At 44.7% G+C, this 25,444-nt stretch carries 21 protein-coding genes and 1 pseudogene; 6 read left to right on the forward strand and 16 right to left on the reverse strand.

All coding sequences use genetic code 11. The features are described 5' to 3' along the window. Window positions 1-4 precede the first annotated feature (4 nt). From BM100_RS09300 to BM100_RS09310, 3 genes and pseudogenes are all read right to left on the reverse strand, one after another. Complete coding sequence (locus tag BM100_RS09300; protein ID WP_092510194.1) at window positions 5-1,216, reverse strand: DUF4123 domain-containing protein; 1,212 nt, start codon at window positions 1,214-1,216, stop codon at window positions 5-7. Then, entirely contained in the window at window positions 1,216-3,225 is a 2,010-nt protein-coding gene (gene tssI, locus BM100_RS09305; RefSeq protein ID WP_092510196.1) for a type VI secretion system tip protein TssI/VgrG, read from the reverse strand. Before tssI ends, BM100_RS09300 begins: the two co-directional genes overlap by 1 nt. An 11-nt stretch (window positions 3,226-3,236) precedes the next feature. Beyond that, window positions 3,237-4,982, reverse strand: a pseudogene (locus tag BM100_RS09310) (type VI secretion system baseplate subunit TssF). Between the two features lie 903 nt (window positions 4,983-5,885). Here BM100_RS09310 and BM100_RS09320 point away from each other — a divergent pair. The 3 genes from BM100_RS09320 to pcp are packed head-to-tail and all read left to right on the forward strand — an operon-like array spanning window position 5,886 to window position 8,316. Further along, complete coding sequence (locus tag BM100_RS09320; protein ID WP_092510202.1) at window positions 5,886-6,614, forward strand: DUF969 domain-containing protein; 729 nt, start codon at window positions 5,886-5,888, stop codon at window positions 6,612-6,614. After that, window positions 6,614-7,627 (forward strand): DUF979 domain-containing protein, encoded by a 1,014-nt coding sequence (locus BM100_RS09325; RefSeq protein ID WP_092510204.1) that lies wholly within the window; start codon window positions 6,614-6,616, stop codon window positions 7,625-7,627. Before BM100_RS09320 ends, BM100_RS09325 begins: the two co-directional genes overlap by 1 nt. Window positions 7,628-7,668: 41 nt before the next feature. Next, complete coding sequence (gene pcp / locus BM100_RS09330) at window positions 7,669-8,316, forward strand: pyroglutamyl-peptidase I (RefSeq protein WP_092510206.1); 648 nt, start codon at window positions 7,669-7,671, stop codon at window positions 8,314-8,316. Window positions 8,317-8,499: 183 nt separating this feature from the next. On the opposite strand, the gene pgpA is transcribed toward pcp, so the two are convergent. The 11 genes from pgpA to queA all read right to left on the reverse strand — a co-directional run bounded on the left by pgpA (window position 8,500) and on the right by queA (window position 18,494). Continuing rightward, complete coding sequence (pgpA, locus tag BM100_RS09335; RefSeq protein ID WP_092510208.1) at window positions 8,500-8,991, reverse strand: phosphatidylglycerophosphatase A; 492 nt, start codon at window positions 8,989-8,991, stop codon at window positions 8,500-8,502. Further along, a complete protein-coding gene (gene thiL / locus BM100_RS09340) occupies window positions 8,984-10,030 on the reverse strand; it encodes a thiamine-phosphate kinase (RefSeq protein ID WP_092510210.1) in 1,047 nt (348 codons plus the stop codon). Before thiL ends, pgpA begins: the two co-directional genes overlap by 8 nt. Window positions 10,031-10,132: 102 nt before the next feature. Next, window positions 10,133-10,549 carry a transcription antitermination factor NusB gene (gene nusB / locus BM100_RS09345; protein WP_092510212.1) on the reverse strand — a complete coding sequence of 139 codons (417 nt, stop codon included), beginning with the start codon at window positions 10,547-10,549 and terminating at the stop codon, window positions 10,133-10,135. 28 nt (window positions 10,550-10,577) lie between these two features. Next, window positions 10,578-11,048 (reverse strand): 6,7-dimethyl-8-ribityllumazine synthase, encoded by a 471-nt coding sequence (gene ribH / locus BM100_RS09350; RefSeq protein ID WP_092510214.1) that lies wholly within the window; start codon window positions 11,046-11,048, stop codon window positions 10,578-10,580. Between the two features lie 98 nt (window positions 11,049-11,146). Next, complete coding sequence (gene ribD / locus BM100_RS09355; RefSeq protein WP_092510216.1) at window positions 11,147-12,253, reverse strand: bifunctional diaminohydroxyphosphoribosylaminopyrimidine deaminase/5-amino-6-(5-phosphoribosylamino)uracil reductase RibD; 1,107 nt, start codon at window positions 12,251-12,253, stop codon at window positions 11,147-11,149. Between the two features lie 5 nt (window positions 12,254-12,258). Further along, on the reverse strand, window positions 12,259-12,708 hold the full coding sequence (gene nrdR, locus BM100_RS09360) for a transcriptional regulator NrdR (protein WP_092510219.1): 450 nt from the start codon (window positions 12,706-12,708) through the stop codon (window positions 12,259-12,261). A gap of 122 nt (window positions 12,709-12,830) precedes the next feature. Next, complete coding sequence (secF, locus tag BM100_RS09365; RefSeq protein WP_092510221.1) at window positions 12,831-13,799, reverse strand: protein translocase subunit SecF; 969 nt, start codon at window positions 13,797-13,799, stop codon at window positions 12,831-12,833. A gap of 10 nt (window positions 13,800-13,809) precedes the next feature. After that, complete coding sequence (secD, locus tag BM100_RS09370; RefSeq protein ID WP_092510223.1) at window positions 13,810-15,657, reverse strand: protein translocase subunit SecD; 1,848 nt, start codon at window positions 15,655-15,657, stop codon at window positions 13,810-13,812. A 28-nt stretch (window positions 15,658-15,685) separates the two neighbouring features. Next, a complete protein-coding gene (gene yajC / locus BM100_RS09375) occupies window positions 15,686-16,024 on the reverse strand; it encodes a preprotein translocase subunit YajC (protein WP_092510225.1) in 339 nt (112 codons plus the stop codon). 148 nt (window positions 16,025-16,172) lie between these two features. Further along, complete coding sequence (gene tgt / locus BM100_RS09380) at window positions 16,173-17,297, reverse strand: tRNA guanosine(34) transglycosylase Tgt (protein WP_092510227.1); 1,125 nt, start codon at window positions 17,295-17,297, stop codon at window positions 16,173-16,175. A 111-nt stretch (window positions 17,298-17,408) separates the two neighbouring features. Next, window positions 17,409-18,494 carry a tRNA preQ1(34) S-adenosylmethionine ribosyltransferase-isomerase QueA gene (queA, locus tag BM100_RS09385; protein ID WP_092510229.1) on the reverse strand — a complete coding sequence of 362 codons (1,086 nt, stop codon included), beginning with the start codon at window positions 18,492-18,494 and terminating at the stop codon, window positions 17,409-17,411. 106 nt (window positions 18,495-18,600) lie between these two features. Here queA and BM100_RS09390 point away from each other — a divergent pair, with 106 nt between their 5' ends. The 3 genes from BM100_RS09390 to ggt all read left to right on the forward strand — a co-directional run bounded on the left by BM100_RS09390 (window position 18,601) and on the right by ggt (window position 21,994). After that, window positions 18,601-19,224: an acyl carrier protein phosphodiesterase gene (locus BM100_RS09390; protein WP_092510231.1), complete on the forward strand. Its 624-nt coding sequence runs from the start codon at window positions 18,601-18,603 to the stop codon at window positions 19,222-19,224. Between the two features lie 155 nt (window positions 19,225-19,379). Then, window positions 19,380-19,982 carry a peroxiredoxin C gene (locus tag BM100_RS09395; RefSeq protein ID WP_092510233.1) on the forward strand — a complete coding sequence of 201 codons (603 nt, stop codon included), beginning with the start codon at window positions 19,380-19,382 and terminating at the stop codon, window positions 19,980-19,982. A gap of 251 nt (window positions 19,983-20,233) precedes the next feature. Continuing rightward, window positions 20,234-21,994, forward strand: a complete 1,761-nt coding sequence (ggt, locus tag BM100_RS09400; RefSeq protein ID WP_092510235.1) for a gamma-glutamyltransferase — start codon at window positions 20,234-20,236, stop codon at window positions 21,992-21,994. A gap of 273 nt (window positions 21,995-22,267) precedes the next feature. Here the strand turns inward: ggt and brnQ are convergent, their stop codons facing one another. Next, the gene (gene brnQ / locus BM100_RS09405) at window positions 22,268-23,611 is read right to left on the reverse strand and encodes a branched-chain amino acid transport system II carrier protein (RefSeq protein ID WP_092510391.1); all 1,344 of its coding nucleotides are present in this window, start codon (window positions 23,609-23,611) and stop codon (window positions 22,268-22,270) included. A gap of 386 nt (window positions 23,612-23,997) precedes the next feature. Then, complete coding sequence (gene phoR / locus BM100_RS09415) at window positions 23,998-25,305, reverse strand: phosphate regulon sensor histidine kinase PhoR (protein ID WP_092510237.1); 1,308 nt, start codon at window positions 25,303-25,305, stop codon at window positions 23,998-24,000. Window positions 25,306-25,444: the final 139 nt, after the last annotated feature.

Raw genomic sequence — 25,444 nt, forward strand, 5'->3', positions numbered from 1 at the left:
TGTGTTAACTTAGTGCTCGATTCTTAAAACAATACTCATAACAAGCCAACGCCCGTAACTCTTGCGCCTGAGATTCCCTACACGCATATTCCCATGCCCTCTGCCACCGTGCTTCATCATCACGAACCAGACTTCTGGCGGCTACCAAATACAGAATAGAACGCTGATGAGCGAATCCGGCCAAACAAGCCAGATTGCTCTGTTGCAGGACAAAAGCAGGAAGTTGTGCTTTTTGCTGAGGTGAAAGTTCAGGTTGTGTCTCTTCGATAAATTTCACCATTTGTGTAAGTGCACGTTGCTGGGTTTGTTCCGCGAGGCTGTTTGTCAAAACCGGATTAATGGTAACTGGTGCGGTTCTATTTTTATCCAGTGCATCCTCAACCAGAGACAAAGAATAATACAGCGCAGTCTGTTGATCGAAATATCCGACTTTCTGCATAGGTTGCATAAAGTGCAGCAATTGCGCATCAGGCAAACTTTTCAGTAGTGGTATCAATCCCTGAGGAACATAGAAACGATAAAACATCCACGTTTGCTGCTGCTCATTTTTCAGGTAAGTGAATTTACGCAAGTGATTGCGTAACACAGTAAAAGGCTGGTCACTTTCGATAAAGATCCCTAAAGACGATGTTGCTGGCTGGGTAATTGTCTGCTGGAAACGAGAATACACATTTTCACTCTCCGTTAACTCCACTAAATAAGGGGCGCTATCTTCCAGAGTGACTTGTGTTTCTCCTTGAAACAGACTTTCCCATTGCAGGTTAGAAACCATCAAGTCAGAAATAAGAAAGCTGCCCATAACCTGGCGGTAAACCGCAGCATCAAGCACAGCGTAACGATATTTAGCTGCTCCATTTTCCGGCATTTTCTCTGTCACGGTGAATTGCAATGCACCACGTTCTACGGGAAGCGGTGAACTTATGTTACGTTCGTTCAGCGCGATAACCTGTTTTCCTTGTTCCTGCCCTTGCCGGAAATGCCGCAAAAGCGGCAGCTCTTGCCGGGAACTGGTAGTGAGATAATCCAACAATGGCTGAATAGCATGATACTGCCCCGGTGAGTATCCACCATCAAGCAGATATTCCACCAACATAGACAACGCCTGACGCTCACTCTTCGCATGAATAATGGCCTGTGCAGAAAATTGTTCACCCTCTTTTTTGCTAAATGAGTAATCCACCACCCAATACTCAGAACAATCTGGTAACCAAGACATTATTCAGAAGACTCCTTGCGCTTTTTGGCTTTTTCCCTGCAATCTTCCGCCATTACCAAGCCTTCATTTGCGGCTCCGCTCAGAGAAGGCACTGAACCGGGACTACCACCTGAAACGGATACCGGCCCTAACAAATTAATATTTCCGGTGATCGTGACGCCTTGCCCATCCAGTAAAATAGAGCCAGCTTTTCCTTTGATTAGCACCGACTCACTGGCCTGCATCGAATGCATTTTAGTCAATGTCTGAATGTTATTAACAACGTGCAACGTATAGTTATTATTAACTTTTGCAGTTTTGTCCCTTCCAATTTCCTGCAAATGATCAGCAAAGATCTTTTCCTGCCAACTGTTATTGATGTTTGTTTTACGGTCTTTGGTGATGGTTTCAAATTGGTTTGCGTCGATTTGAATATGCTGTTCATGCATGATCCGAATAAATTCATCATTACCAATTTCATGCTTGCGGTTATTCAGAACATGATGACTCTCATCGTGTCCGACACGTTGCGTTTTATCGTTGTTTATCTGAATCAGCTGATCTTTTTGGGCATGGATGTAAATTTCCTCGCTGCCTTTGGCATCTTCAAAACGCAGTTCGTTAAACCCTTCACCTTTATGAGTCTTTGTTTTAAAGGTTGTGCGTGTTTTTTCTGCAGGCAGATCCAGTGGCGGGCGATTGCGACCGTTGTAGGTGCATCCGGTCACTATCGGACGATCAATGTCGCCATTGAGGTAGGAAATAATGACTTCCTGGCCAATGCGCGGAATTGCCATAAATCCATAGCCATCACCGTTCCATCCCTGGGCAACACGTATCCAGCATGAAGCTCGGTCATCCGCTTCGTCATAACGGTTCCAATGGAAATGGACTTTAATTGCGCCGTGTTTATCAACGTAGATCTCTTCACCTTCCGGCCCGACTACCGTTGCCACTTCATCTCCGTCCGCCAATGGCTTGTAATGGAATGGCGGACGCCAATCCTGCCGACCCGGAATGAAAGAAACATTGTTGGTTAATGTCGTACCTTCCCCGGCATCTCCCGATGCCTGTGGTTGCTGCCCATGATGATTAACGGTCACAACCTGCCAGCGATCATTCATGGCCGCAATCGGGTGAGATTGCAGGGAGAAAATCCTGCCCGGGCGTAATTTGATACAGTTGGTACTCGCATTACCAACTTTGCTCTGGTTCTGTAACTGTTCCAGACGCAATTGAGTAAAAGGACGACCTTCGGCATCCATTTGAAAGCGCCCGTAGCTTTCAAAGACTGAATGATTTCCTCCCCCTTGCGACGCTGCAAGATGTTGCAGAGGATAGGAAGGCCGCAAGAAGTTATTATCTTTGTTGATCGTTTCATTCGGGCGCAGATATTCGCCGTAATTCCACTGCCATGCCGTAGAGTCACTATCATCCGTGTCCGGTTGTGCATTATAGGTCAGCGTAAGCGCCGCCAACATGCCAAGGTGGGAATTACTGTAAAAGAGTTTGTCCTCTTCGAACCAGAACATGATGCCTTCTTCAGCCGCCAGCCGGCACCAAAAATCATAGGCTGATTCACGTTTTTGAGTTGTGTATTCTCGTATTGAGTGCTGTTGGTGATCTTTGTAAAACTTCTTGTCGGCCTTGACCCGATGCTCCTTCAGCAACTGTTCCAGAATATCAAGCACGGATTGATGATGGAAAATTCTGCTATCCTGATTCAGCGTCATCAACCACATTTCCGGACGGATAATGAAGGTGTAATATGTTTGTCGCCCATCTGTATTGCCTTGTTCAGCTCCCGCCACAACACCATTGAGGGTACGCTCAATCACACCATTACGCGTGACGGTCAGTGAAGCATTGGTTCCCAATTGTTCATTGAGAGCCACGTTGTCAAGAGCGCTGACTACAGTCATGGTTAAATGGAAAAGCTGTGAAAGCCCTTCCTGCAAATTGAAATTCACCACCTGAAATGTGGTTTTGGGTAATACACCTATCTGACAGCTAAAAACTAATCCATCCATAGTCAAACTCCTTACATAATTGAGCGATAACCTTGAATCATTGAAGGTGCCAAATACCATTCAGTTCCCGATGGATGGCTGATGACACGCATTCTTAACCACGTACCTTGTGTGAGACAAAATGGGAAAAATTGGTATAGAGAATTGGCAAAGCGATACATTTCACCTTCATGAGAATAGGTCTCTTCATTCAGTGTTAGAGTGATCAATAAGCAACGAACGGGTCTGCCCCTAATTATTCTGTCGCCCCATTTCGCATTGATATTTGCGATCCCCTCAATCATGTAACGAATTTTCCGGCTGCCGGGACGATCAATATCTGCATACAGATCGAAATCCTTTAAGAGTTTTTTGACCGCAATCACCACATCCAGTAGGTAGCTACCCACTGAATAATGGGAGAGTAAATCCCAATGGCGAGGGCTATTGATAATTGGGGGATAACTGCGCGAGGTTCGTGTGATATTCTTCAACCGGAAAGTTTCTGGAACGTTTTCCCCACTGAAACAGATATCTCCCAACGCAAGTGGGGGATGATTCAGCTCAAAGCCATAAAAATGGCAAATGAATTCACGTTCAGGCGGTTTTTGCATTAACTCCGCTTTACTATCGTAGAACACCAGTTGATAGCGGATCTTACCCAACGCATCATTTGTTACTTCAAGAGCATAGAACCAAGCCTTATCGTATTCAGGATGATAGCGCTCCATCCCAGTAAGAAGACTGACCGGATAGAACTGATATTCATCTCCGCGACTTTCTTCTTCGGTATTAGGTTCATTTTTTAATTCAATACCTGCGATATGCAAAACACCTTGTGTCGGCATCAATGGTAAACAATAACGCGCGGTTTCCGCTTCAAAAGACAGGGCAACCTGACTGTCCCGTTCCATATTCACGACTGGCGTACAATAAAGTTGAAATGCTGACGATATTTGTTCAGCAGATAAAGGTAATATAGTATCCAATGTTAATATGACACTGAATTCACGATGCTTTGACAATTCCAATCGATTTGCCATAGTTGGTAAAGGTAAATTCAGAAATTGATTAACATGCGGCAGATAGAGTGATTCCATCAATAATTGTGGTGCCCAGTTATCTCCCACCGCAGAAGACAAAACCAAGCGAGAGGCACCAGAAAGAGGTTCAAACCGCTCTCCATGAGCTTTATAAACTTGGTCATTGTGGTGTAATTCCGCACCACAATAATGCTGACTCAAACCCAGCATCAAAGTATCCGCGACCTGTTCGTCGCTGCTCAAAAACAGATTAATTGGCCGGGCCAACCACTCCTCTTCTTTGCCAATATAACGAAACTTCAAAATGATTTTGGTTGTTTGCACTTAGTGCGTGATTTCTCGCGATATCAGAGTCAGTGGAGTAATAGCACATTCACGACAAGTGACATAAGTCTGCCGATCTTGGGTATAAACTTCCGTTCCTGCCGGAATGGAAAAATCAAAATCACCTTGTCCCTCGCTCTCAAACTGAATAATGCTGGTAGCTGGAATGCCTTTGATCGGCTGTGCACGCAGCCTTTGCAATAATGGTTGGGTTAACTCAGGAAGTGCATCATCAACTTTCTGGCTCAAACGACCCATCAAAGCAGCAAAACCTTCATTCAGTCTTTCTACATCAGGATCACGACCACTGAATGTATCCCTGAGATGTGGGCTATCTTCGCTAACCGTTTTTGCCAATTGCCTCAAATAATTAAGTTCCCGCTGATAATAATATTCAAACTGATTCACCACTTACTCCCTTACTTAAAGTAAAGACATACACAGCATGAGTGTTCGCCTCTTGTCCAAAGAAAATTAAATACACAATAGAAAAAATAATCACTCTCTTTATAGAATGATTATTTTTTAATTTAAGATAAGGTTCATTTTAGACTCATCATATTTAGAACAAAACAGGATTAATGAAGATAACTAATTCCCATCATTATTTACCAATCAAAAATCTGGATTAAACCCTAAATGCTAATAAAAATATGTTAAAAAAACCTACCGAAATAACAAGTAACAACCAATAATAATTTTATTATAAAACCAAAATCATTATTTAATCGTCATAATAAGCCACTTTAAAAGCGATAGATGAAATATTTGCCTAGAAAAAAACACAACCAAATCATAACAAATTGAATTTAAATCAATTATCAACAAATACACAAAGTGAGATAATGATCACATTACAGGTAATTAGGCAAGAATATGAAATAAAAAACATATGGGAAATTAAAAATCCAATAACTTAATAAATGTTAATCAATTATATATATAAGATTATAATAAGATGATTAATTAACCATATAAAAACCATCTAATAGAAATATCTGAAAGGACAAAAAATAAAATGCGTAAATATAACTATTTATTTACATGATCACAGATTAATATTCTTGTTTTATCTCTCCTTTTCAGAATATTTCTTTTCCATATATGCAATGGTTCTAAGACCATCACGCTATGACAAAGTCATAAACCCATAAGTGATCTATATACCATTTTTAAAATTCCATGCAGATTTTATTTGCCTATTTATAGATAGCATCCTATTTATTGTTCAACAATATTAAAACAATAATTTAACAACAGATACAGTTTCAACCAACAACATTACGCAAACTAGTTTAGCTGGGGGAATAAAATATGCAGCAAGCCGTCAACTTCTGGCCCCTAATCGGGATAGCGGTCATTATCATCGGTTTTATCATCAGATTTAACCCTGTTTTAGTCGTCACAGCCGCAGGCTTCGTCACAGGAATAGCCGCCCAAATGCCAATTCTGGATATTCTGGAAAAACTCGGTTCCGGCTTTATTAATACCTTGAACTTATCCCTGACCATTCTGTTCCCTCTGGTTATTGTTGGCCTGCTGGAAAGGCATGGGCTGAAAGAACAAGCCCAAAAGTCCATTGCTCATATCAAGGCCGCAACAACGGGTCGTTTACTGATACTCTATCTGTTTATACGTGAAATCTCAGCAGCACTGGGGTTAACCAGTTTAGGCGGGCATCCGCAAATGGTTCGCCCCTTGCTGTCGCCCATGGCTGAGGGGGCGGCCGAAAATCAATACGGTGAATTGCCGGATTCAGTTAAGTACCGTATCCGAGCCATGTCCGCTGCTACGGACAATACCGGCCTGTTCTTCGGTGAGGATATCTTTGTTGCTTTTGGCGCAATTATCTTTATGCATAATTTCATGCTGGAATCAGCCAATATCCAAACTGAGCCATTGCATATCGCTCTTTGGGGTATCCCTACCGCAATTTGTGCTTTTCTGATCCACTCAGTGCGGCTATATCGCCTGGATTTTTACCTTGCCAATGAACTGAATTCGCTGAATCACGCCAAGTTAAGCAATAAAGGGGAAAAATAATGTTTCAATTACAGTACCTCTATGTGTTGGCCGGGCTAATTTTAATCTCGATTGCAATTATGTCATGGCGTGATAAAGCCAACCCTCGCCGTTTCACAACAGGCTTGTTTTGGGGGCTTTATGGTTTGATCTTTCTGGTAGGAAAATGGAGTACTGACCTGATGTCACTCTGGATCAATGACGAAAATCATGCCCAGAGACTCGCGCATATTTCTGTCGGCGCATTAGTGGCTTTCATGGCTTTGCTGGCTGGATTTGGCGGTGTTCGTCTGGGAAATTATCATCAAAGAACACAAAAACAACAACAAGAAAGTGCTGAACGTCTTGGTTATCGGCTATTTTTGCCCGTCTTGATCATTCCTGTCATTACGATGTTGGGTGTACTGGCATTTAATCATATTCCCGGTTTGCAGGAAGCCGTTTTTGGCGCGGGAAATCATTCTACTTTAATTACACTCTTTTCCATTACGCTGGGTTGTTTGATTGGATTAATTCTTGCTTTACACTTGAGCCGTGATGCTATCACTCAGCCAATACAAGAAACCCGGCGTCTGCTGGATGCAATTGGTTGTGTATTTATCCTGCCGCAAATTCTGGCAACACTTGGCTTGCTGTTTACCGTTGCAGGTGTGGGCACCATAGTTTCCTATCTGACGGAAAATTATTTGGCCGTCGATAACCGGTTTATTGCCGTAGTCACTTATGTTTTTGGCATGGCTCTGTTAACCATGATTATGGGTAATGCTTTCGCCGCCTTTCCTATCATCACTGCCGGAATTGGTATTCCCATTTTGATCTTGCAGCATGGCGGCAATCCAGCAGTGATGGCTGCCATTGGTATGTTCTCAGGCTATTGCGGTACATTGATGACGCCCATGGCGGCAAATTTCAATATTGTCCCCGCCGCTTTGTTGGAGCTGCCCGATCGCAATGCTGTTATTAAAGCTCAAATTCCCACCGGGTGTGTTTTACTGATTACGAATGTGTTCTTGCTCTATTTTCTGATGTTTTGATAAACCAAGATACGCTTACAAAAAGATAATAAGGAGCCGCCATGAAAACTATTTTGATCACCGGGTTTGAACCTTTCGGTGGAGAGGCAATAAATCCATCATGGGAAGCCATCAAATCATTGCAAGGATACCAAGTTGCAGATGCGAAAATAGAAACGTGTCTGCTGCCCTGTGTTTTTGATGTTGCTTTACAACACCTTTACGCAGCGATTGATAGCTTCCAACCAGAATTGGTTATTTCTGTGGGACAGGCAGGAGGAAGGACAGGTATCAGCATTGAGCGTGTCGCCATTAATGTCAATGATGCCCGAATCCCTGATAATGCAGGGAAGCAACCCATTGACACCTCTGTTATTTCCGGTGGACCGGCTGCACATTTCTCTAGTCTGCCAATCAAAACAATCGCTGGGGCCTTGAGAAAAGCGGGGATCCCTGCGTCCGTATCCCAAACTGCCGGTACTTTTGTTTGCAACCATGTAATGTATGGCTTGTTGCATTATTTAGCTCAAAATACGCCTTCAACACGGGGAGGATTTATCCATATTCCTTATCTGCCCGAACAGGCCGCTAACTTCTCTGATATGCCAAGCATGACGTTAGAATTGATGACAACCGCGCTGAGATTAGCCATTGAAACAGCATGGGAAAATAAATCGGATATTAGCGTAACAGGCGGGGCGACGCATTAGGTATATATCTCCATTGGATTTCAAGATGCAACCAATAGCGCTGTAACTTGAAAAACGATCGATGTATTTACCAAGAGATAGATCAGCCGCAGAACACGCGGCTAATCAAAAATATGTGCTGTAACCATGATGCTAAAAATGAACGCTAAGAATAGATTTAAAATATCTTATTAACGTCATGAGTTAGAAAGGCAATAGTTGGTAGAAATTCAACAACCAGATAACTACAACGGCAAAAATAGCTGCAATGATGTCATCCAGCATAATGCCAATACCGCCTTTTACATAGCGGTCAAACCAGCGGATCGGCCATGGTTTCCACATATCAAAAATGCGGAATACGATAAAAGCGACCAGAACCCATTGCCAGTTGAGTACCGGAATAGCCATCAACGTGATCCACATGCCGATGAATTCATCCCAGACAACACAACCCGGATCTTCCACATTCATGGCATCAGCAGCTTTCTGGCAAATTACGCAGCCAATGAGGGTTCCCAACACAATGACCAACCAAATTCCCCATGTCGGCAACGGGGTCATAAGAAGCCAAAAAGGAATGGCTGCCACTGATCCCATAGTTCCCGGCATGATAGGTGACAAGCCACTGCCAAATCCCGTTGCCAGCAAATGCCAAGGATTACTCATCCTTAAGTGGCGTTTTGCGTCATCCATGTGTTCCCTCCGTTTGATCATTTTCTGCTTGTCGAACAGCTGAACACGGTACTAACGGTTTCTTATCGGTTTTAAAGTGATCAAAGCCGTTCAGATCCAACTCAATTTCTTCGTTGTTGTTGAAATAACGGATGCCTTCCGATTCCGGCCTGATTTGCCCAATACAGCAGAAACTGGCACCAGAATGCGCCAACGCCATATTTAATGCGCCACGGTTCAACTCAGGTACCGTGAAGCACAATTCATAATCTTCCCCGCCACTCAATGCCCATTTCAACGCTTGTTCGGGAGAAACATATTGCTGCATAGCTTCCGAATAAGGCAGTGCATCCAAGTTAATACGGGCGCCACACTGACTGGCTGACAGGATATGGTTAAGATCCGAAATCAAACCATCAGACAAATCAATGGCAGAAGAAGCCAGATCGCGCAGCGCCTGCCCCTGTAAAACCCGTGGTTGTGGGCGAAGATGGCGTTTAACCAACCAATTGTGGATTGCGCTATCTTCAATAGTCAGGTTGTCTTGCAACAATGCAAGTCCCGCCGCACTGTCACCCAAGGTTCCGGTTACGTAGATCCAGTCGCCATTTCTCGCACCCGCCCGGCGCAATGCCCTGCCAGCCGGAACCAAACCATGCACGGTCAGAGTTAAACTCATGGGGCCTTTTGTGGTATCCCCACCAATTAACTGCATACCGTAATAATTCAGTTGCTCAAACAAGCTGTCACTGAATCGCTTTAACCAATTTTCATCAACATCAGGCAACGTCAGTGCCAAAGATGCCCAAGCCGGATCCGCACCAACAGCAGCCAAATCGCTGATATTGACAGCCAATGCTTTATAGGCCAAATCTTCCGGTGAGATATCAGGAAGAAAATGAATACCGGCAACCAACGTATCGGTTGTTACCGCCAATTCTTGCTTATCTGCAACGGTCATCAGCGCGCAATCATCGCCAATCCCTAGATTTACATCACGGCGGCGAATGGTATGGCGGTTGAAATAACGTGCAATGAGGTCAAATTCACCACATGCCATAGTAGAATTCCAAAAAAGTGACTAACGATTAGCACATAAGGCCGGAACGCCGGCCTTATGTGTAAAATCATCAAGTTATAATGGGGAACTCCTGGCAAGCAATCACTTTTTCTTGCGTACTGCCGGGCCAGCTTTGTCCAATACCCCATTTACGAATTTATGGCTATCTTCAGCACCAAACGTTTTTGCCAGTTCGATACCTTCATTGATAGCCACTTTGTAGGGAACATCATCACGAAAGCTTAGTTCAAACATCGCAACGCGCAAGATGGCTTTTTCCACCTGACCTAGCTCTTCGAGCTGGCGAGAAAGATAAGGCGCCATTAAAGCGTCCAATTTTGTGGCATTGACCGCTACCCCGGAGAGTAATTCACGGAAATAGGTGACATCAACACCGGTTACGTCTTGCTCTGACAAAAATTGGAATTCAACATCAGCAATACTATTTTTAGATAATTGCCATGAATAAATTGCCTGAACAGCACACTCACGAGCACGACGACGAGCAGCAGGTTTCACAAAATTCCCCTTAATTAAAACTAAAAATTCAGCCTTTAATGGCTTTAATTACATTAATCATTTCCAATGCGGTCAAGGCAGCTTCTGCACCTTTATTACCCGCTTTAGTGCCAGCGCGTTCAATCGCCTGTTCAATACTTTCAGTCGTCAGAACACCGAATGTGACAGGAATATTGCTGGACATTGCCACGCTGGACAAACCAGAGCTGCACTCACCAGCAACATATTCAAAGTGGGCTGTACCGCCACGGATAACTGTACCCAAAGCGATAACCGCATCATATTGTTTGGATTCAGCCAATGCCTTGACTGTCAGCGGCAGCTCATAAGCACCCGGAACCCATACCACGGTGATATTATCTGAAGAAACCTGACCGATGCGTTCCAACGCATCCACGGCCCCTTCCAGCAGGCTGTCATTAATGAAGTTGTTAAAGCGGGCAATTGCAATTGCAATGCGAGCTTCAGGAGCTGCAACAACACCTTTGATTACGTTCATAGCCTTCCTTATATCTTATTCATATCCGCAGGGGCGCGGATCTTATCACATTATTTTTCTCTGCGTCTTGGTTTATGTCCAAACTTAAATCAAGACACCTAGCGCGGTCGTAGGCGAAGACGCACATCTGGCCCAATTTGTTGTACATCAAACAGGGTGAATTCAGGTGCATCTGATAATTTTTGCAATTCAGGGATGGAGAATAACCCACGGGCACTATCCCCCAATACTTTAGGCGCGATATACAGGATTAATTCATCCACCAGCCCCAGCGATAACAAAGCGCCAGCCAGAGCGGGGCCACATTCTGCCCATACAGAATTTACGTTACGCTTACCAAGCTGCATCATCAACAGAACTAAATCAACACCATTACCATGTGCGGGCAGTAAAATCTGCTCAACATTATCAGGCCACTCTTGTTCGTCTTTGTTTGTGCGTGCTAACAAACATTTCCCAGCTTGCTGGATTACCTGATGCTGTGGTGTTACACGATTTTGGCTATCTGTAATAATGCGGATTGGCTGGCGGAGAGTTTCTTGAGGGTAAACCGATTGTGTATCAGTATCCAGCTCATTCCAACGGACGGTAAAAGAGGGATCGTCAGCCAATACAGTTGCGCTGGAGCTTAAAATCGCACTGCACTGCGCCCGCAATGCCTGCACATCCTGACGCGCTTCTGGTGAAGTGATCCACTTACTTTCCCCCGATGCCAATGCCGTACGGCCATCCAATGATGCCCCCAACTTCAATTGCAAATAAGGGAAACCCGTGCGCATCCGCTTGAGGAATCCTTTATTGAGGGACTCTGCCTGATCCATCATCAACCCATGCTCGACAGCAATGCCATTCTGTTGCAATTTATACAAGCCACGCCCGGCAACTTGTGGGTTGGGATCTTGCATCGCAACTACAACCCGGCTGATTCCAGCGGCAATCAGAGCATCTGCACAAGGCGGGGTCTTACCATGATGGCTGCATGGTTCAAGGGTGACATAAGCCGTCGCGCCTTGCGCTTTTTCGCCGGCCATACGAAGAGCATGCACCTCTGCATGAGGTTCACCAGCACGCAAGTGGAAGCCTTCGCCTACAATTTGCTCATCTTTGACGATGACACAACCTACATTCGGATTTGGAGATGTTGTGAAACGCCCTTGGTACGCTAACTCCAGCGCCCGGGACATATAAATTTCATCGAGTGTCATGGTGTTTAGTCTTGTAGTCTGGCGATCTCTTCGCCGAATTCACGAATATCTTCAAAACTGCGGTAAACAGATGCAAAACGAATATATGCCACTTTATCAAGTTTTTTCAACGCATCCATGACAAAGTTGCCAATCATTTTGGATGGAATTTCACGCTCTCCCGTTGCCCGTACCTGTGACTTTATATGACTGATCGCCGTTTCTACATCATCTGAGCTGACAGGACGTTTTTCCAATGCTTTTTGCATGCCACGCCGCAATTTTTCTTCGTCAAAAGGCTCCCGGATATCATCACTTTTAATCACTCGTGGCATCACCAGTTCTGCGACTTCAAACGTAGTGAAGCGTTCATGACACTCCAGACACTGACGGCGACGGCGTACCTGTGAACCATCACCTACCAGACGGGAATCAATAACTTTTGTATCAACGGCTGCGCAAAATGGGCAATGCATATCGTTTCCTGACAGTTAACAGAAGGGATGATAGTGTACCTTGAAGTGATCGTGAAAAACACCCTGTCAGTGAGTACTCACAGGGCGTTTAAGATATATCGTACCTAGATCACACTAAAATATTAAGGAAGAATGGAAGGCTGATCAGCCCCTTCTTTCTCAACTTTCTGTTGGATCATATGCTCACGTTTCATACCCAACTTCAGGGCCAGTGCCGAAGCAACATAGATAGAAGATACTGTACCGATAGAAACCCCGATCAACATCGCCAGCGAAAAGCCCTTGAGCATTTCACCACCGAAAATGTACAGCATCATCACAACCAGCAACGTAGTGGCTGAAGTCATGATAGTACGGCTCAGAGTCTGGGTCAGGGAAACGTTCGTGATTTCATAAGGTGTACCACGGCGTATCTTACGGAAGTTTTCACGAATACGATCCGATACAACAATGCTATCGTTCAATGAATAGCCGATAACGGACATCAATGATGCAACAATAGTCAGGTCAATCTCAATATGGAACAACGACAGTATGCCGAGAGTAATGATAACGTCATGCGCCAGCGCAATAACCGCCCCCAATGCCAGACGCCACTCGAAGCGGAAGCCTACATAAATCAGGATACAGATTAGCGCAGTCAATAACGCCATAGCCCCGGTTTGTGCCAGTTCAGAGCCTACACTCGGACCAACAAATTCAACGCGGTTGACCTTAGCGCCACTATCAACATGCTGATTAATAACCGAAAGAACCTTACTACCCAGTTCTTGCCCTTCATTGCCGGCAACCGGAGGCATACGAACCATGATATCACGGCTGCTGCCAAAGTTTTGCAACAGCGCGTCCGAGAAGCCATTTTTTGCCAGGCTATCACGCATCTTGTCCAAATCAGCAGGTTTGCTCAGGTTGATTTCAATTACCGTACCTCCGGTAAAATCAAGCCCCCAGTTAAACCCGCGGACTCCCATCAGCACGATAGATGCGACCAATAACAGGAACGAAATTCCAAAGGCAACGTTGTCCCAGCGCATAAAGTCGATAACTTTACGCCCATAGTTTAATTGTTCAACAGTATAATCCTGTGCCACAACGTGCTCCTTAAATTGACAACTTATTGATACGCTTGCCACCGTATAGCAAGTTCACGATTGCACGTGTTCCCACAATAGCGGTGAACATGGAAGTCGCCACACCAATACTGGTAGTAATCGCAAAGCCCTTAATCGAGCCGGTACCTACCGCATACAGGATGACAGCCGTGATCAGCGTAGTCAGGTTTGCATCGATAATACTGGAGAACGCGCCTTTGTAACCTTCATGAATTGCTTGCTGTACCGTACGGCCATTGCGCAATTCTTCTTTGATACGCTCGTTTATCAACACGTTCGCATCCACGGCGACAGAAAGTGTCAGAACGATACCTGCAATCCCCGGCATTGTCAGCGTTGCTCCCGGCAACAGAGACATGATCCCAACGACCAATACCAAGTTAGCCAACAGTGCACTGCTCGCAATCAAACCAAATTTGCGGTAGTAAATGACCATAAACAAGATGGACGCAATCAAACCCCACAGACACGCTTCAAGGCCTTGCTGAATGTTTTGCGTACCCAGAGTTGGCCCGATGGTACGCTCTTCCACAATCTGGATTGGCGCAATCAACGCACCAGCACGCAACAACAGAGACAGTTGACGGGCTTCTGCTGGGTTAGAGATGCCTGTAATACGGAAACTATTGCCTAAACGTGACTGAATGGTAGCAATGTTGATGACTTCTTCTTTCTTGACCAAAATAGCCCGACCACTGGCATCTTTCTTACCGCTGTCTTTATATTCTACAAACAGGGTTGCCATTGGTTTTTGCAGATTATCTTTGGTGAAATTAGACATCGCAGTACCGCCAGCGCTGTCCAGAGAAATGTTAACCTGCGGATAACCGTTCTCATCGGTGCTGGAAGTGGAATCAGTAATATGATCACCAGTCAGGATAACGCGCTTGTACAACACTACAGGGTTACCATCGCGGGTATACTGTAGTTCTGAGTCAGCCGGAATACGGCCGGACAAAGCTGCATTTTGGTCAACGTTGGTATTGACCAGACGGAATTCCAGGGTCGCAGTCGCACCGAGGATCTCTTTCGCGCGGGCAGTATCCTGAATACCGGGCAATTCAACCACAATGCGGTCAGCCCCCTGACGTTGAACCAAAGGTTCAGCAACGCCCAGTTGGTTAACGCGATTGCGCAGAATAGTGATGTTTTGTTGTACCGCGTAAGAACGGGCTTCACGCAGACGTTCATCACTCATAACAACTTTCAGCGTGTTATTGGTACTATTGGAAAATACTAAGTCGCGATGGCGTGGCTCGAGATAGCTTTCCGCTTTAGAGCGTGTTTCGCTATCACGGAAACGCATTTCAACACCGTAATTATCCACTTTGCGAATAGTGGAATAAGAAATGCCTTGCTCACGCAGCTCAGAACGCAAACTATCAACATTCTGCTCTTGTAACTTGCTCAGTGCGGTTTCCATATCCACTTCCATCAAGAAGTGAACACCACCACGCAGGTCAAGCCCCAGCTTCATTGGTTCGGCACCAATGGTTCTTAGCCAGAGAGGTGTTAAGGGAGCCAGGTTCAGAGCCACAACATATTGCTCGCCTAATGCAGAAGCTAATGCTTCACGAGCACGGAGCTGAACGTCAGAATTATTGAAACGGGCAAGAATAGCGCCATCTTCCAATACAATGGACTTACTCTTGATTTGGTCTTTTTCTAAAACATTACGGACTTGGTCCAGCGTTTTTTCACTGGCGGCGATGCCTCGCGCGCCAGTGATTTGTACAGCCGGATCCTCACCATAAAGGTTGGGAAGTGCATAAAGCAAACCGATGAGGATCGCAGCGATCAGCATCAGATACTTCCACAAAGGATAACGGTTCAACACGGCAGTTCCCTTCGGGAAAATCGGAAAATTAAATAGCCTTCATTGTACCTTTCGGCAAAACGGCGGCGACGAAGTCACGCTTGACGGTTATTTCTGTGGTGTCATTCAGGGCAATAACAATATAACCCGTTTCAGACACTTTAGTGACGCGACCAACCAGACCACCAGAAGTCAGCACTTCATCACCTTTGGAGATGGATTCCATTAATTTTTTATGTTCTTTGGTACGCTTTTGTTGTGGACGCAAGATCATGAAATAGAAAATCAAACCGAAAACAACCAGCATGATAATCAGAGAATATGGGTTCCCCTGAGCTTGTGCTGGAGCACCAGCAGCTGCCGCAGCTTCAGAAATAAAAAAACTCATCAAATTTCCCTCATTGTTATCGAAAGTATTACTAGTTACCGAAAGTATTACTATTTATCAAAAGTATTACTATCTAAAAATCGATAATGGCTCGATCAAAAACCAGCCCAATATGCTACACATATTAAGGCTGATTAGTCACGCCAAATTATATATTTAACGGCGGAACGGGTTTACCGATCTGCTGATAAAACTCTTCAACAAACTGTTCCAGTTTGCCCTCTTCAATGGCTTTGCGAATTCCAGCCATCAAACGCTGATAATACCTTAAATTATGTATTGTATTCAGCCTTGCACCAAGAATTTCGTTACAGCGATCAAGGTGATGGAGGTATGCACGGCTATAATTCCGACAAGTATAGCAGTCACAATGTTCATCTAACGGAGAAGTATCTTCCTTATGTTTTGCATTTCGGATTTTTATAACCCCTTCCGTTACAAACAAGTGGCCATTGCGGGCATTACGTGTTGGCATCACACAGTCAAACATGTCGATACCACGGCGAACGCCTTCAACTAAATCTTCCGGCTTGCCAACACCCATCAGATAGCGTGGTTTATCCTGTGGAATTTGCGGGCAAACATGCTCCAGAATACGGTGCATGTCTTCTTTCGGTTCACCAACAGCAAGACCACCCACAGCGTAGCCGTCAAAACCAATTTCCACCAGACCTTTTACAGAAACATCACGCAAGTCTTCATAAACACTGCCCTGAATAATGCCAAACAAGGCATTCTTATTATTCAGCTCATCAAAACGCTGACGGCTGCGCGCAGCCCAGCGCAGAGACATTTCCATGGAACGCTTTGCATAATCCCAGTCAGCCGGGTATGGCGTACATTCGTCAAAAATCATGACGATGTCAGAACCCAAATCATATTGGATTTCCATGGATTTTTCAGGGCTGAGGAACACCGGCGTTCCATTAATTGGGTTACGGAAATGTACCCCTTCCTCTTTGATTTTACGCATTGCACCGAGGCTGAAGACCTGAAAACCGCCAGAATCGGTCAGGATCGGCCCTTGCCACTGCATAAAATCGTGCAAGTCACCATGTAATTTCATGATTTCCTGCCCCGGACGCAACCAAAGGTGGAAGGTATTTCCCAACAGAATTTGCGCACCTGTGTCTTTCACTTCTTCCGGTGTCATTCCTTTTACCGTACCGTAAGTGCCCACTGGCATGAATGCCGGAGTTTCTACGACACCACGTTCAAAAACCAGGCGGCCACGACGGGCATTTCCATCCGTCTTTTGTAACTCAAATTTCACTTAACCTCCATACATCAGAAAAACAGTCTGATGTTATGTTTAGACACCGTTCATATCAGCGGAGCTGATATGAAGAACATTTTGATTTCAAAATCTTTTATTGCAATATTTTTATTTCGATATCATCTCTTTTGACGCAGCTTCATTACGATTAATGAACATCGCATCACCGTAGCTGAAAAAACGATATTTTTCTGCGACAGCTTCTTTATAGGCATTCATGGTATTTTTATAACCCGCAAATGCAGAAACCAGCATGATCAGGGTGGATTCCGGCAGGTGGAAATTAGTGATCAACGCATCAACAACCTGATATTCAAACCCAGGATAGATAAAGATTTGGGTGTCATCAAAGAATGGGGCGATAACGCCATCCTGACAGGCTCTGGCAGCACTTTCCAAGGAGCGGACTGATGTTGTTCCAACTGCAACGACTTTATTGCCACGTGCCTTGCATGCCAGCACAGCGTCCACGACATCCTGCGGCACTTCAGCATATTCAGCATGCATTACATGATCTTCGATGGTTTCCACCCTAACAGGTTGAAAAGTACCGGCGCCGACATGCAAAGTGACAAAAGACATTTCAACGCCTTTTTCTTTCAAGGCGGCTAAAAGTGGCTCATCAAAATGTAATCCCGCTGTCGGTGCTGCAACCGCTCCCGGACGTTCGCTGTAAACCGTCTGATATAATTCACGATCCGCATCTTCATCAGGGCGAGCGATATAGGGAGGCAACGGCATATGACCAACTTGCTCCAAAATGGTCAATACATCACGCTCATCATCAAAACGAATTTCAAATAAAGTGTCGTGGCGTGCCAGCATTGTTGCCTTAATGCTTTGCTCCTCACCAATAACATCTTCACCAAGAATAAGCTCTGCGCCTTCTTTCGGTGCCTTGGACGCACGAACGTGAGCGAGCACTCGCTTATTATCCAGCATCCTTTCAACTAAAACTTCCAATTTCCCCCCCGTTGCCTTGCGGCCAAACAGACGCGCAGGGATAACACGGGTATTATTGAAAACCAATAGGTCACCAGCCTCCAGTTTATCCAACACATCAGTAAAAATACCATGTGTCAGTTTCCCTGTTTCGCCATCAAGGGAAAGTAAGCGGCAACCACTTCGTTGCGGCTGGGGATAGTGAGCAATTAGCTCTTCTGGCAGTTCAAAAGTAAAATCAGCGACACGCATTTTTTATCTGTATCATTCAAAAAAACAGGCGGACTAGTCTAGTGCTGCAAACACAATGGTGCAACAAAGAAGCATCTGGTTTAACTAATTACGGTATACTTTCATTATGAATTTTCTCGCACATCTTCATTTAGCCGCATTATCGGGAAGTTCCTTATTGGGCAATTTGATGGCGGATTTCGTCAGGGGATCGCCAGACGGATTATTCAGCCCCGATATTGTAGCAGGTATCCGTATGCACCGCAGGGTAGACCGGCTGACTGATGAACACCCATTGGTATCAGAAGCGCGCAGTTTGTTTCGCAGCGAATATCGACGCGTTGCCCCAATTACTTTGGACATCATTTGGGATCATTTTCTTTCGCTGCATTGGGATAAATTCGAGAAAAATTATTCCCTGCCTGCATTTGTCGATTATGCCCGCAGTCATATTGAGCCACATCTCGCTTCTACGCCTGAAAAATTCCAAGAGCTCAACAAATATCTCTGGTCGCAAAACTTGCTTATCCGTTATGCGGATATGAACTGCATTGCTAACGTCTTGCAAGGCATGGCACGCAGACGCCCCAAATTATCGGCCTTGGCAGGTTCATATCAAGATATAGAAAACCATTACTCGGCATTTGAAGCGCTATTTTGTCAATTTTATCCGCAGATGATGGAATTGGCCTCAAACAAGCGCCTACTTGAGCAGGAAATTTCTCCAGAGCCTTGCACTTTTCCCAAATAGCTTTATCTTATGTAGGCGAAAAGAAATTAAAAGTAGCGTATTGATAGGTAAAACCTATTATAGCAATTGGTAATTTATCCTTTATTGCTATACCTTAATTCCTTATGCTGTAACCCGTTTCTTTATAACACCTTTTAAAATCACAGGAGTCAATTATGGTTTTAGTAACCCGCCAAGCCCCTGACTTTACAGCTGCTGCAGTTCTCGGTAACGGTGAAATCGTCGATAACTTTAACCTGAAAAAACATCTGAATGGCCGCGCGGCGGTTATCTTCTTCTGGCCAATGGACTTCACTTTTGTTTGCCCTTCTGAGCTGATCGCTTTCGATCACCGCTATGAAGAATTCCAAAAACGCGGTGTTGAAGTTATTGGTGTTTCTTTCGACTCTGAGTTCGTTCACAACGCATGGCGCAAAACTCCAATCAGCGAAGGCGGCATTGGCGAAGTTAAATACCCAATGGTTGCTGACATCAAACGTGACATCATGAAAGCTTACGGCATTGAGCATCCAGAAGCTGGCGTTGCTCTGCGTGGTTCTTTCCTGATTGACAAAAACGGTGTTGTCCGTCACCAAGTCGTCAACGATCTGCCACTGGGCCGTAACATTGATGAAATGGTACGTATGGTTGACGCTCTGCAATTCCATGAAGAGCATGGCGAAGTTTGCCCTGCACAATGGTCAAAAGGTCAGGAAGGTATGGGCGCTTCACCTGAAGGCGTAGCAAAATACCTGACTAAAAACGCTGATAAACTGTAATTACTATTACAATCAAGTAATATTTGTTATCAATCATCTCAAAACCAGTCGCTCAATCGGCTGGTTTTTTTTGCTTCATAAAAACCGTTTCAAGAAATTATTTTATTTGAAATCCCCGTCAGATCACCTTTACACGCAGAAAATCACCTTTTCAAAATCTTGAGCTTTAGATAAGGTTAATCACATTCCATTAACAAAAACATTACAACCACTTGGGTTTCTGTACGAAAAACTCACACAGGAGAGCTCACATGCAAAAAAAATGGAAAATTCCGCTCATCGTTGTATCCCTGCTCATTTTGTCCCCACTATACGCTGCGACTGAACCGGCTGTTGAAGCCAAACAAGGTATGGTTGTCAGTTCCCAAAAACTCGCATCACAAGCCGGCATTGATATCCTTAAAATGGGTGGCAATGCCATTGATGCTGCAATTGCGGTTGGCTATGCCCAAGCCGTCGTCAATCCCTGTTGTGGCAACATCGGCGGCGGTGGTTTTATGACCATCCATCTCGCCGATGGTAAAGATACCTTCATTAACTTCCGCGAAACGGCTCCCGCCTCAGCCAGCGCTGATATGTATCTGGACAAAGACGGCAATGTTATCAAAGGTGCCAGTCTGTATGGCTATAAAGCGGCGGGCGTTCCGGGCACTGTCATGGGATTTGAAACAGCCTTGAAAAAATACGGGACATTAACCCGTGCACAAGTCATGGCGCCCGCTATCAAGCTGGCTCGCGAAGGCTACATCCTGACACGCGGTGATACTGATATTCTGGATACTACGGTCAAGCGTTTCGCCCAAGATCCTGAAGCCGCGCGTATCTTTTTGCGTAAAGATGGCACGCCATTGCAACCGGGGGACAGACTCGTCCAGACCGATTTAGCAAACACGCTGGAAATGATTGCCAAACAAGGGCCTGATGCCTTTTATCATGGAAAAATCCCCCAGCTCGTTGAAGAGGCATCGAAAAAATCCGGAGGAATTATCACCGCAGCCGATTTTGCCAATTTCCGGATTACTGAAACAGCACCGGTCACCTGTACTTATCGCGGTTACAAATTTATCTCTTCTCCACCTCCCAGCTCCGGCGGTGTTACATTATGCGAAATATTGAATGTTGTTGAGGGTTATGATCTGAAATCCATGGGATTCAATTCTGCCGCTTATATTCATACCCTGACAGAAGCGATGCGCCACGCGTACATGGACAGAAATACCTATCTCGGCGATCCGGAGTTCATTAATAACCCGCTTGATAGGCTGCTGAGCAAAAGCTATGCCGAATCCATCAGAAAAGAGATCCAGCCGAATAAAGCTGCGCAATCAGCAAATGTTCAGCCCGGCATTGGCCCCCATGAGAAACCAGAAACGACACATTATTCTGTGGTAGATAAAGAAGGCAATGCGGTATCGACTACCTACACCATCAATGGGCGCTTTGGTGCTGTTGTCATCGCTCCGGGCACCGGCTTTTTCTTAAACGATGAGATGGATGATTTTACGACTAAAGTCGGGGAAAAAAACATGTATGGGCTGGTACAGGGCGCAAAGAACTCAATTGCCCCCGGTAAGCGCCCACTATCATCAATGAGCCCCACACTCGTGACCAAGGATGGCAAGATATTTTTGGTTTTAGGCTCTCCTGGAGGCTCTCGCATTATTTCCATCACATTACAAAGCGCCCTGAATATCATCGACTTCAAGATGCCACCTCAGGAAGCCGTCAACAGCCCGCGCATCCACCATCAATGGTTACCTGATGAGGTTTATTATGAGCAACGTGGTTTGTCTACAGACACTCTGAATCTACTGGAGAAAATGGGTTATAAAATGGTAGAGCAATCTCCATGGGGAGCGACGGAGTTGATCATGATTGGATTACCGGGGGCTGCGGGAGTGAAACCTGAATCTTCCGGTAATGATTCTGCCGTTTCTGGCATTGTTCGCGAAGGCTATATTTACGGCTCCAATGATGTACGGAGACCCGCTGGTGCTGCCATTGGTTACTAATCCAATGCAACTTCACACCTCAGACACACATACCAAACACACGTACATCGTGTAAATAAACAAGGGTGAGCTGTTTGTACATGCTCACCCTTACTATTATCCTTGCATCCCTGCCGCATTGGACGGGGCTTGCAACAGATTTTACACCATTAACGCATGAAGCGACCTACAGCTATTTTAAACTTACTCGTGTTTTAAATTTATTCATGTTTTGAATCTACAAGTGATTTAAATCTACGAATGTTTTAACCCCACTAGCTATAAGTTTTATTCTTACTTCTCTTCATGCTGCATTTCACACTTTGGGAGCTGCTTTGCTCCTCCTATAACCCGGTCGTAGAAACCACATACAGCAACCGTTAACAGGGTAGGCAGCAACCATGCCAGGCCTTGATCAGCCAAAGGCAGGTGTTTTGCCCAGTCTGGCAGTAAGTGAATCAGATATTCAGAAGATTTCACTGCATCTAAAATTCCAAACAACAAACTCACAGTCATTGCCGGAGCCAGAATGCGTGTAAAGTTCTTCCACCAGCTTATAGTAAAGCTCAACAATACCAATACGATACATGGTGGATAAATGGCTGTCAGCACTGGAGCTGAGAACTTAATCAAGTAGTTCAGTCCCAGATTAGATACCAACATGGAGAAAGTGCCCAGAATCAGTACCAGAGAGCGGTAAGAGAGCGACAAATAACGGCTGAAGAACTCAGCGCAAGCACAAGTCAGGCCCACCGCAGTGACCATACAAGCAACGAAAATCAGAACTGCGAGAAAGAAACTGCCGTAATTGCCAAACACATTCTGAACATAAGCATGCAGGATTTGTGCGCCATTTTCGGCTGTTGGTACGAGTGAACCACTGTTTTCGCCTAATTTGAACAGGGAAAGATACACTAAAGCCAAGCCCAAACCTGCAATGATGCCCGCCCATATCGCATAACGGGTCAACAAAGAAGAAGCATTCACGCCTCTGGAACGGGCAGCATTGACAATAACAATGCCAAAGACCATCGCTGCCAGCGTGTCCATAGTCAAATAGCCATTAACAAAGCCATTTGAGAATGGAACGTCTTTATAGGTTGCAACCGCCGGAATAGGACTGCCCGCAGGCCATAATATAGCCGCAATGCCCAGAACGGCCAAAGCCAGAATTTTGATTGGAGCCAATATATGCCCCACGTTATCCAGCAATTTACCCGGATACAGAGAAATCAAAATAACGAGCGCAAAATAAGCGATGCTATAAATGAACAAAGGAAGATCACCCTCTCCACTAATAGGCGCAATCCCCACTTCAAAAGAAACTGTCGCTGTTCTCGGCGTTGCAAATAGAGGGCCAACCGCCAGATAGCAAATCGTTGCCAAAATCAAACCGGCGGTTTTACCAATAGGCGAGCTAAGTTCTTCAATGCCACCACCGACTTTTGCCAAAGCAACGACGGTAATCACTGGCAGGCCAACGGCTGTTAACAAGAAGCCTAACGCTGCGGTCCAAACATGCTCACCAGCTTGCAGGCCAACCATAGGTGGGAAAATGATATTTCCCGCACCAACGAACAAGGCAAAGGTCATAAAACCTAATGCCAAAATATCCTTAGATGATAAACGGTATGCCATAATAATTATTAATGTATTTATTGCCAAAAGAATTGCATATGCGATAGTAAGTACCGCAAATACTTGAATTTTCACTGGCGAGACTGCGCTTTGATTTAACAGTCAATGAGCACGATAACATTCACTGATAGTCGCAAGATACAGAATGATAATGGTAATTACAGCTAGAATCGCCAACAACTGAGCTCAAGTAAAACTTTTATAGCGTTAAAAGGCAAGTGTCAAACCCCAAACCAGAATAATATTCTAAAGTAAATTTTAAAATCAGTGATTATTGTTATCTATCATTGAATACACACTATATGATTTGTACTTTTTGTGTCCGTATTGATTAATAAATAATTTTTTGCCCGCTTCGTTACCATTTAATCCCGTTAAATTATTTCTTATTTAATAAAATTATTTTTATCAGAAACAATAAGCCGTGGCGCCAATATAAAACTAAACACAGCCCCTTTGCCCAAAGCGCTTGAAATATTGAGATGGCTATTATAGTGATGCAGCGCATGTTTCACTATCGCAAGCCCCAATCCGCTCCCTCCTGTTTGCCGCGAGCGGGCGCGATCAATGCGATAAAAACGCTCAGTCAAACGTGGAATATGTTCTGCACTGATCCCGATTCCATTGTCTTTCACTTCAAACAACGCCCCTTGGGTGACTCTTCGCCAGTTAACCTCGACCCGTGTTCCCAAGGGAGTATGTTTAATGGAGTTATAGACCAAATTTGACATGGCACTGCGAAGTTGCTCTTCATTGCCAAAAACTTGCAGCTTTTCATCAACATTAAACACAATATCATATTGATTGTTGCCCAAAGCCAAAGCTTCCTGCTGCAATAATTTCAATATAGAAGGGACATTGACTATTTCATTCATGTCAACTTGCGGCCCTGCTTCTATTTTTGAAAGATGCAACAACTGTGTCACCAAGCTGTCCATCCTCCGGGTTTGCTCCTGCATTGTGCCGATGGCTTTCTGGTTCAATTTATTGTCGAACTCCTGATCTTGCATCATTTCCAGATAACCTTGCAGTACTGTCAATGGCGTTTTTAATTCATGACTGACATTGGCAAAGAAATCCCGTCTGGCATTTTCCAATAATCTTTTTTGGGTAATATCACGCGCAACCATCAATAGTTGTTTTTCTGAATAAGGCATGACTCGAAATTCCACCATGTTTCCATTATTCAATTCGATGGTTAAAGGACGGGAAAAATCTCTCGCCATGATATAGCGACTGAAATCAGGGTAACGAAGTAAGTTGAAGATATGCTGACCATTATCCTCCGGCCAGCGAAACCCAAGCAAATGTTGAGCCAATTGATTGCACCAAAAGATATTGCCTTCAGTGGTCATTATGACAATGGCATCTGGCAGGGATTCTGCGCCGCTGCGAAAACGTTTGATCAATAATGCCAGCTCTCGCCGCCGCTTACGATTACGTTGCTGCATTTGATGGATACCATAAAAAATAGGTTCCCACCCACCGTAACCCGCCGGAGGTAACATACTGCGATCCAGCCACAGCCAATCAGATAATTTCAGCAAGTTATAGCCATTCCATACCAATGCCGAAAATAACGAAATGACCAGCAACCATGCCAGATGCCCAATAAACAGAGACAAAATCACGGCAGGCAGGCAAAAAAGCACAAGACCCAATACCAATTTTTTCCAAGATAAACGCTCAAGCACGTAATATTCCCCGGCATAAGAAAACGATAATTCACTGACTCTAGATCCGATCTACTGACAGCTGATCCCTTACCACAGATTTTTTATTACAGATCTTTTATTACAGAACGAATAGCCATTAATCAGGTTAGCTGAAATG

The organism is Xenorhabdus mauleonii, from assembly GCF_900113945.1.
Classification (GTDB): Bacteria; Pseudomonadota; Gammaproteobacteria; order Enterobacterales; family Enterobacteriaceae; genus Xenorhabdus; species Xenorhabdus mauleonii.

Bases quoted from the DNA above. Each gene is read 5' to 3' on its own strand.
- BM100_RS09300 (WP_092510194.1), bottom strand. From the start codon at position 1,216: ATGTCTTGGTTACCAGATTGTTCTGAGTATTGGGTGGTGGATTACTCA.
- tssI (WP_092510196.1), bottom strand. From the start codon at position 3,225: ATGGATGGATTAGTTTTTAGCTGTCAGATAGGTGTATTACCCAAAACC.
- BM100_RS09320 (WP_092510202.1), top strand. From the start codon at position 5,886: ATGCAGCAAGCCGTCAACTTCTGGCCCCTAATCGGGATAGCGGTCATT.
- BM100_RS09325 (WP_092510204.1), top strand. From the start codon at position 6,614: ATGTTTCAATTACAGTACCTCTATGTGTTGGCCGGGCTAATTTTAATC.
- pcp (WP_092510206.1), top strand. From the start codon at position 7,669: ATGAAAACTATTTTGATCACCGGGTTTGAACCTTTCGGTGGAGAGGCA.
- pgpA (WP_092510208.1), bottom strand. From the start codon at position 8,991: ATGGATGACGCAAAACGCCACTTAAGGATGAGTAATCCTTGGCATTTG.
- thiL (WP_092510210.1), bottom strand. From the start codon at position 10,030: ATGGCATGTGGTGAATTTGACCTCATTGCACGTTATTTCAACCGCCAT.
- ribH (WP_092510214.1), bottom strand. From the start codon at position 11,048: ATGAACGTAATCAAAGGTGTTGTTGCAGCTCCTGAAGCTCGCATTGCA.
- ribD (WP_092510216.1), bottom strand. From the start codon at position 12,253: ATGACACTCGATGAAATTTATATGTCCCGGGCGCTGGAGTTAGCGTAC.
- nrdR (WP_092510219.1), bottom strand. From the start codon at position 12,708: ATGCATTGCCCATTTTGCGCAGCCGTTGATACAAAAGTTATTGATTCC.
- yajC (WP_092510225.1), bottom strand. From the start codon at position 16,024: ATGAGTTTTTTTATTTCTGAAGCTGCGGCAGCTGCTGGTGCTCCAGCA.
- queA (WP_092510229.1), bottom strand. From the start codon at position 18,494: ATGCGTGTCGCTGATTTTACTTTTGAACTGCCAGAAGAGCTAATTGCT.
- BM100_RS09390 (WP_092510231.1), top strand. From the start codon at position 18,601: ATGAATTTTCTCGCACATCTTCATTTAGCCGCATTATCGGGAAGTTCC.
- BM100_RS09395 (WP_092510233.1), top strand. From the start codon at position 19,380: ATGGTTTTAGTAACCCGCCAAGCCCCTGACTTTACAGCTGCTGCAGTT.
- ggt (WP_092510235.1), top strand. From the start codon at position 20,234: ATGCAAAAAAAATGGAAAATTCCGCTCATCGTTGTATCCCTGCTCATT.
- brnQ (WP_092510391.1), bottom strand. From the start codon at position 23,611: ATGGCATACCGTTTATCATCTAAGGATATTTTGGCATTAGGTTTTATG.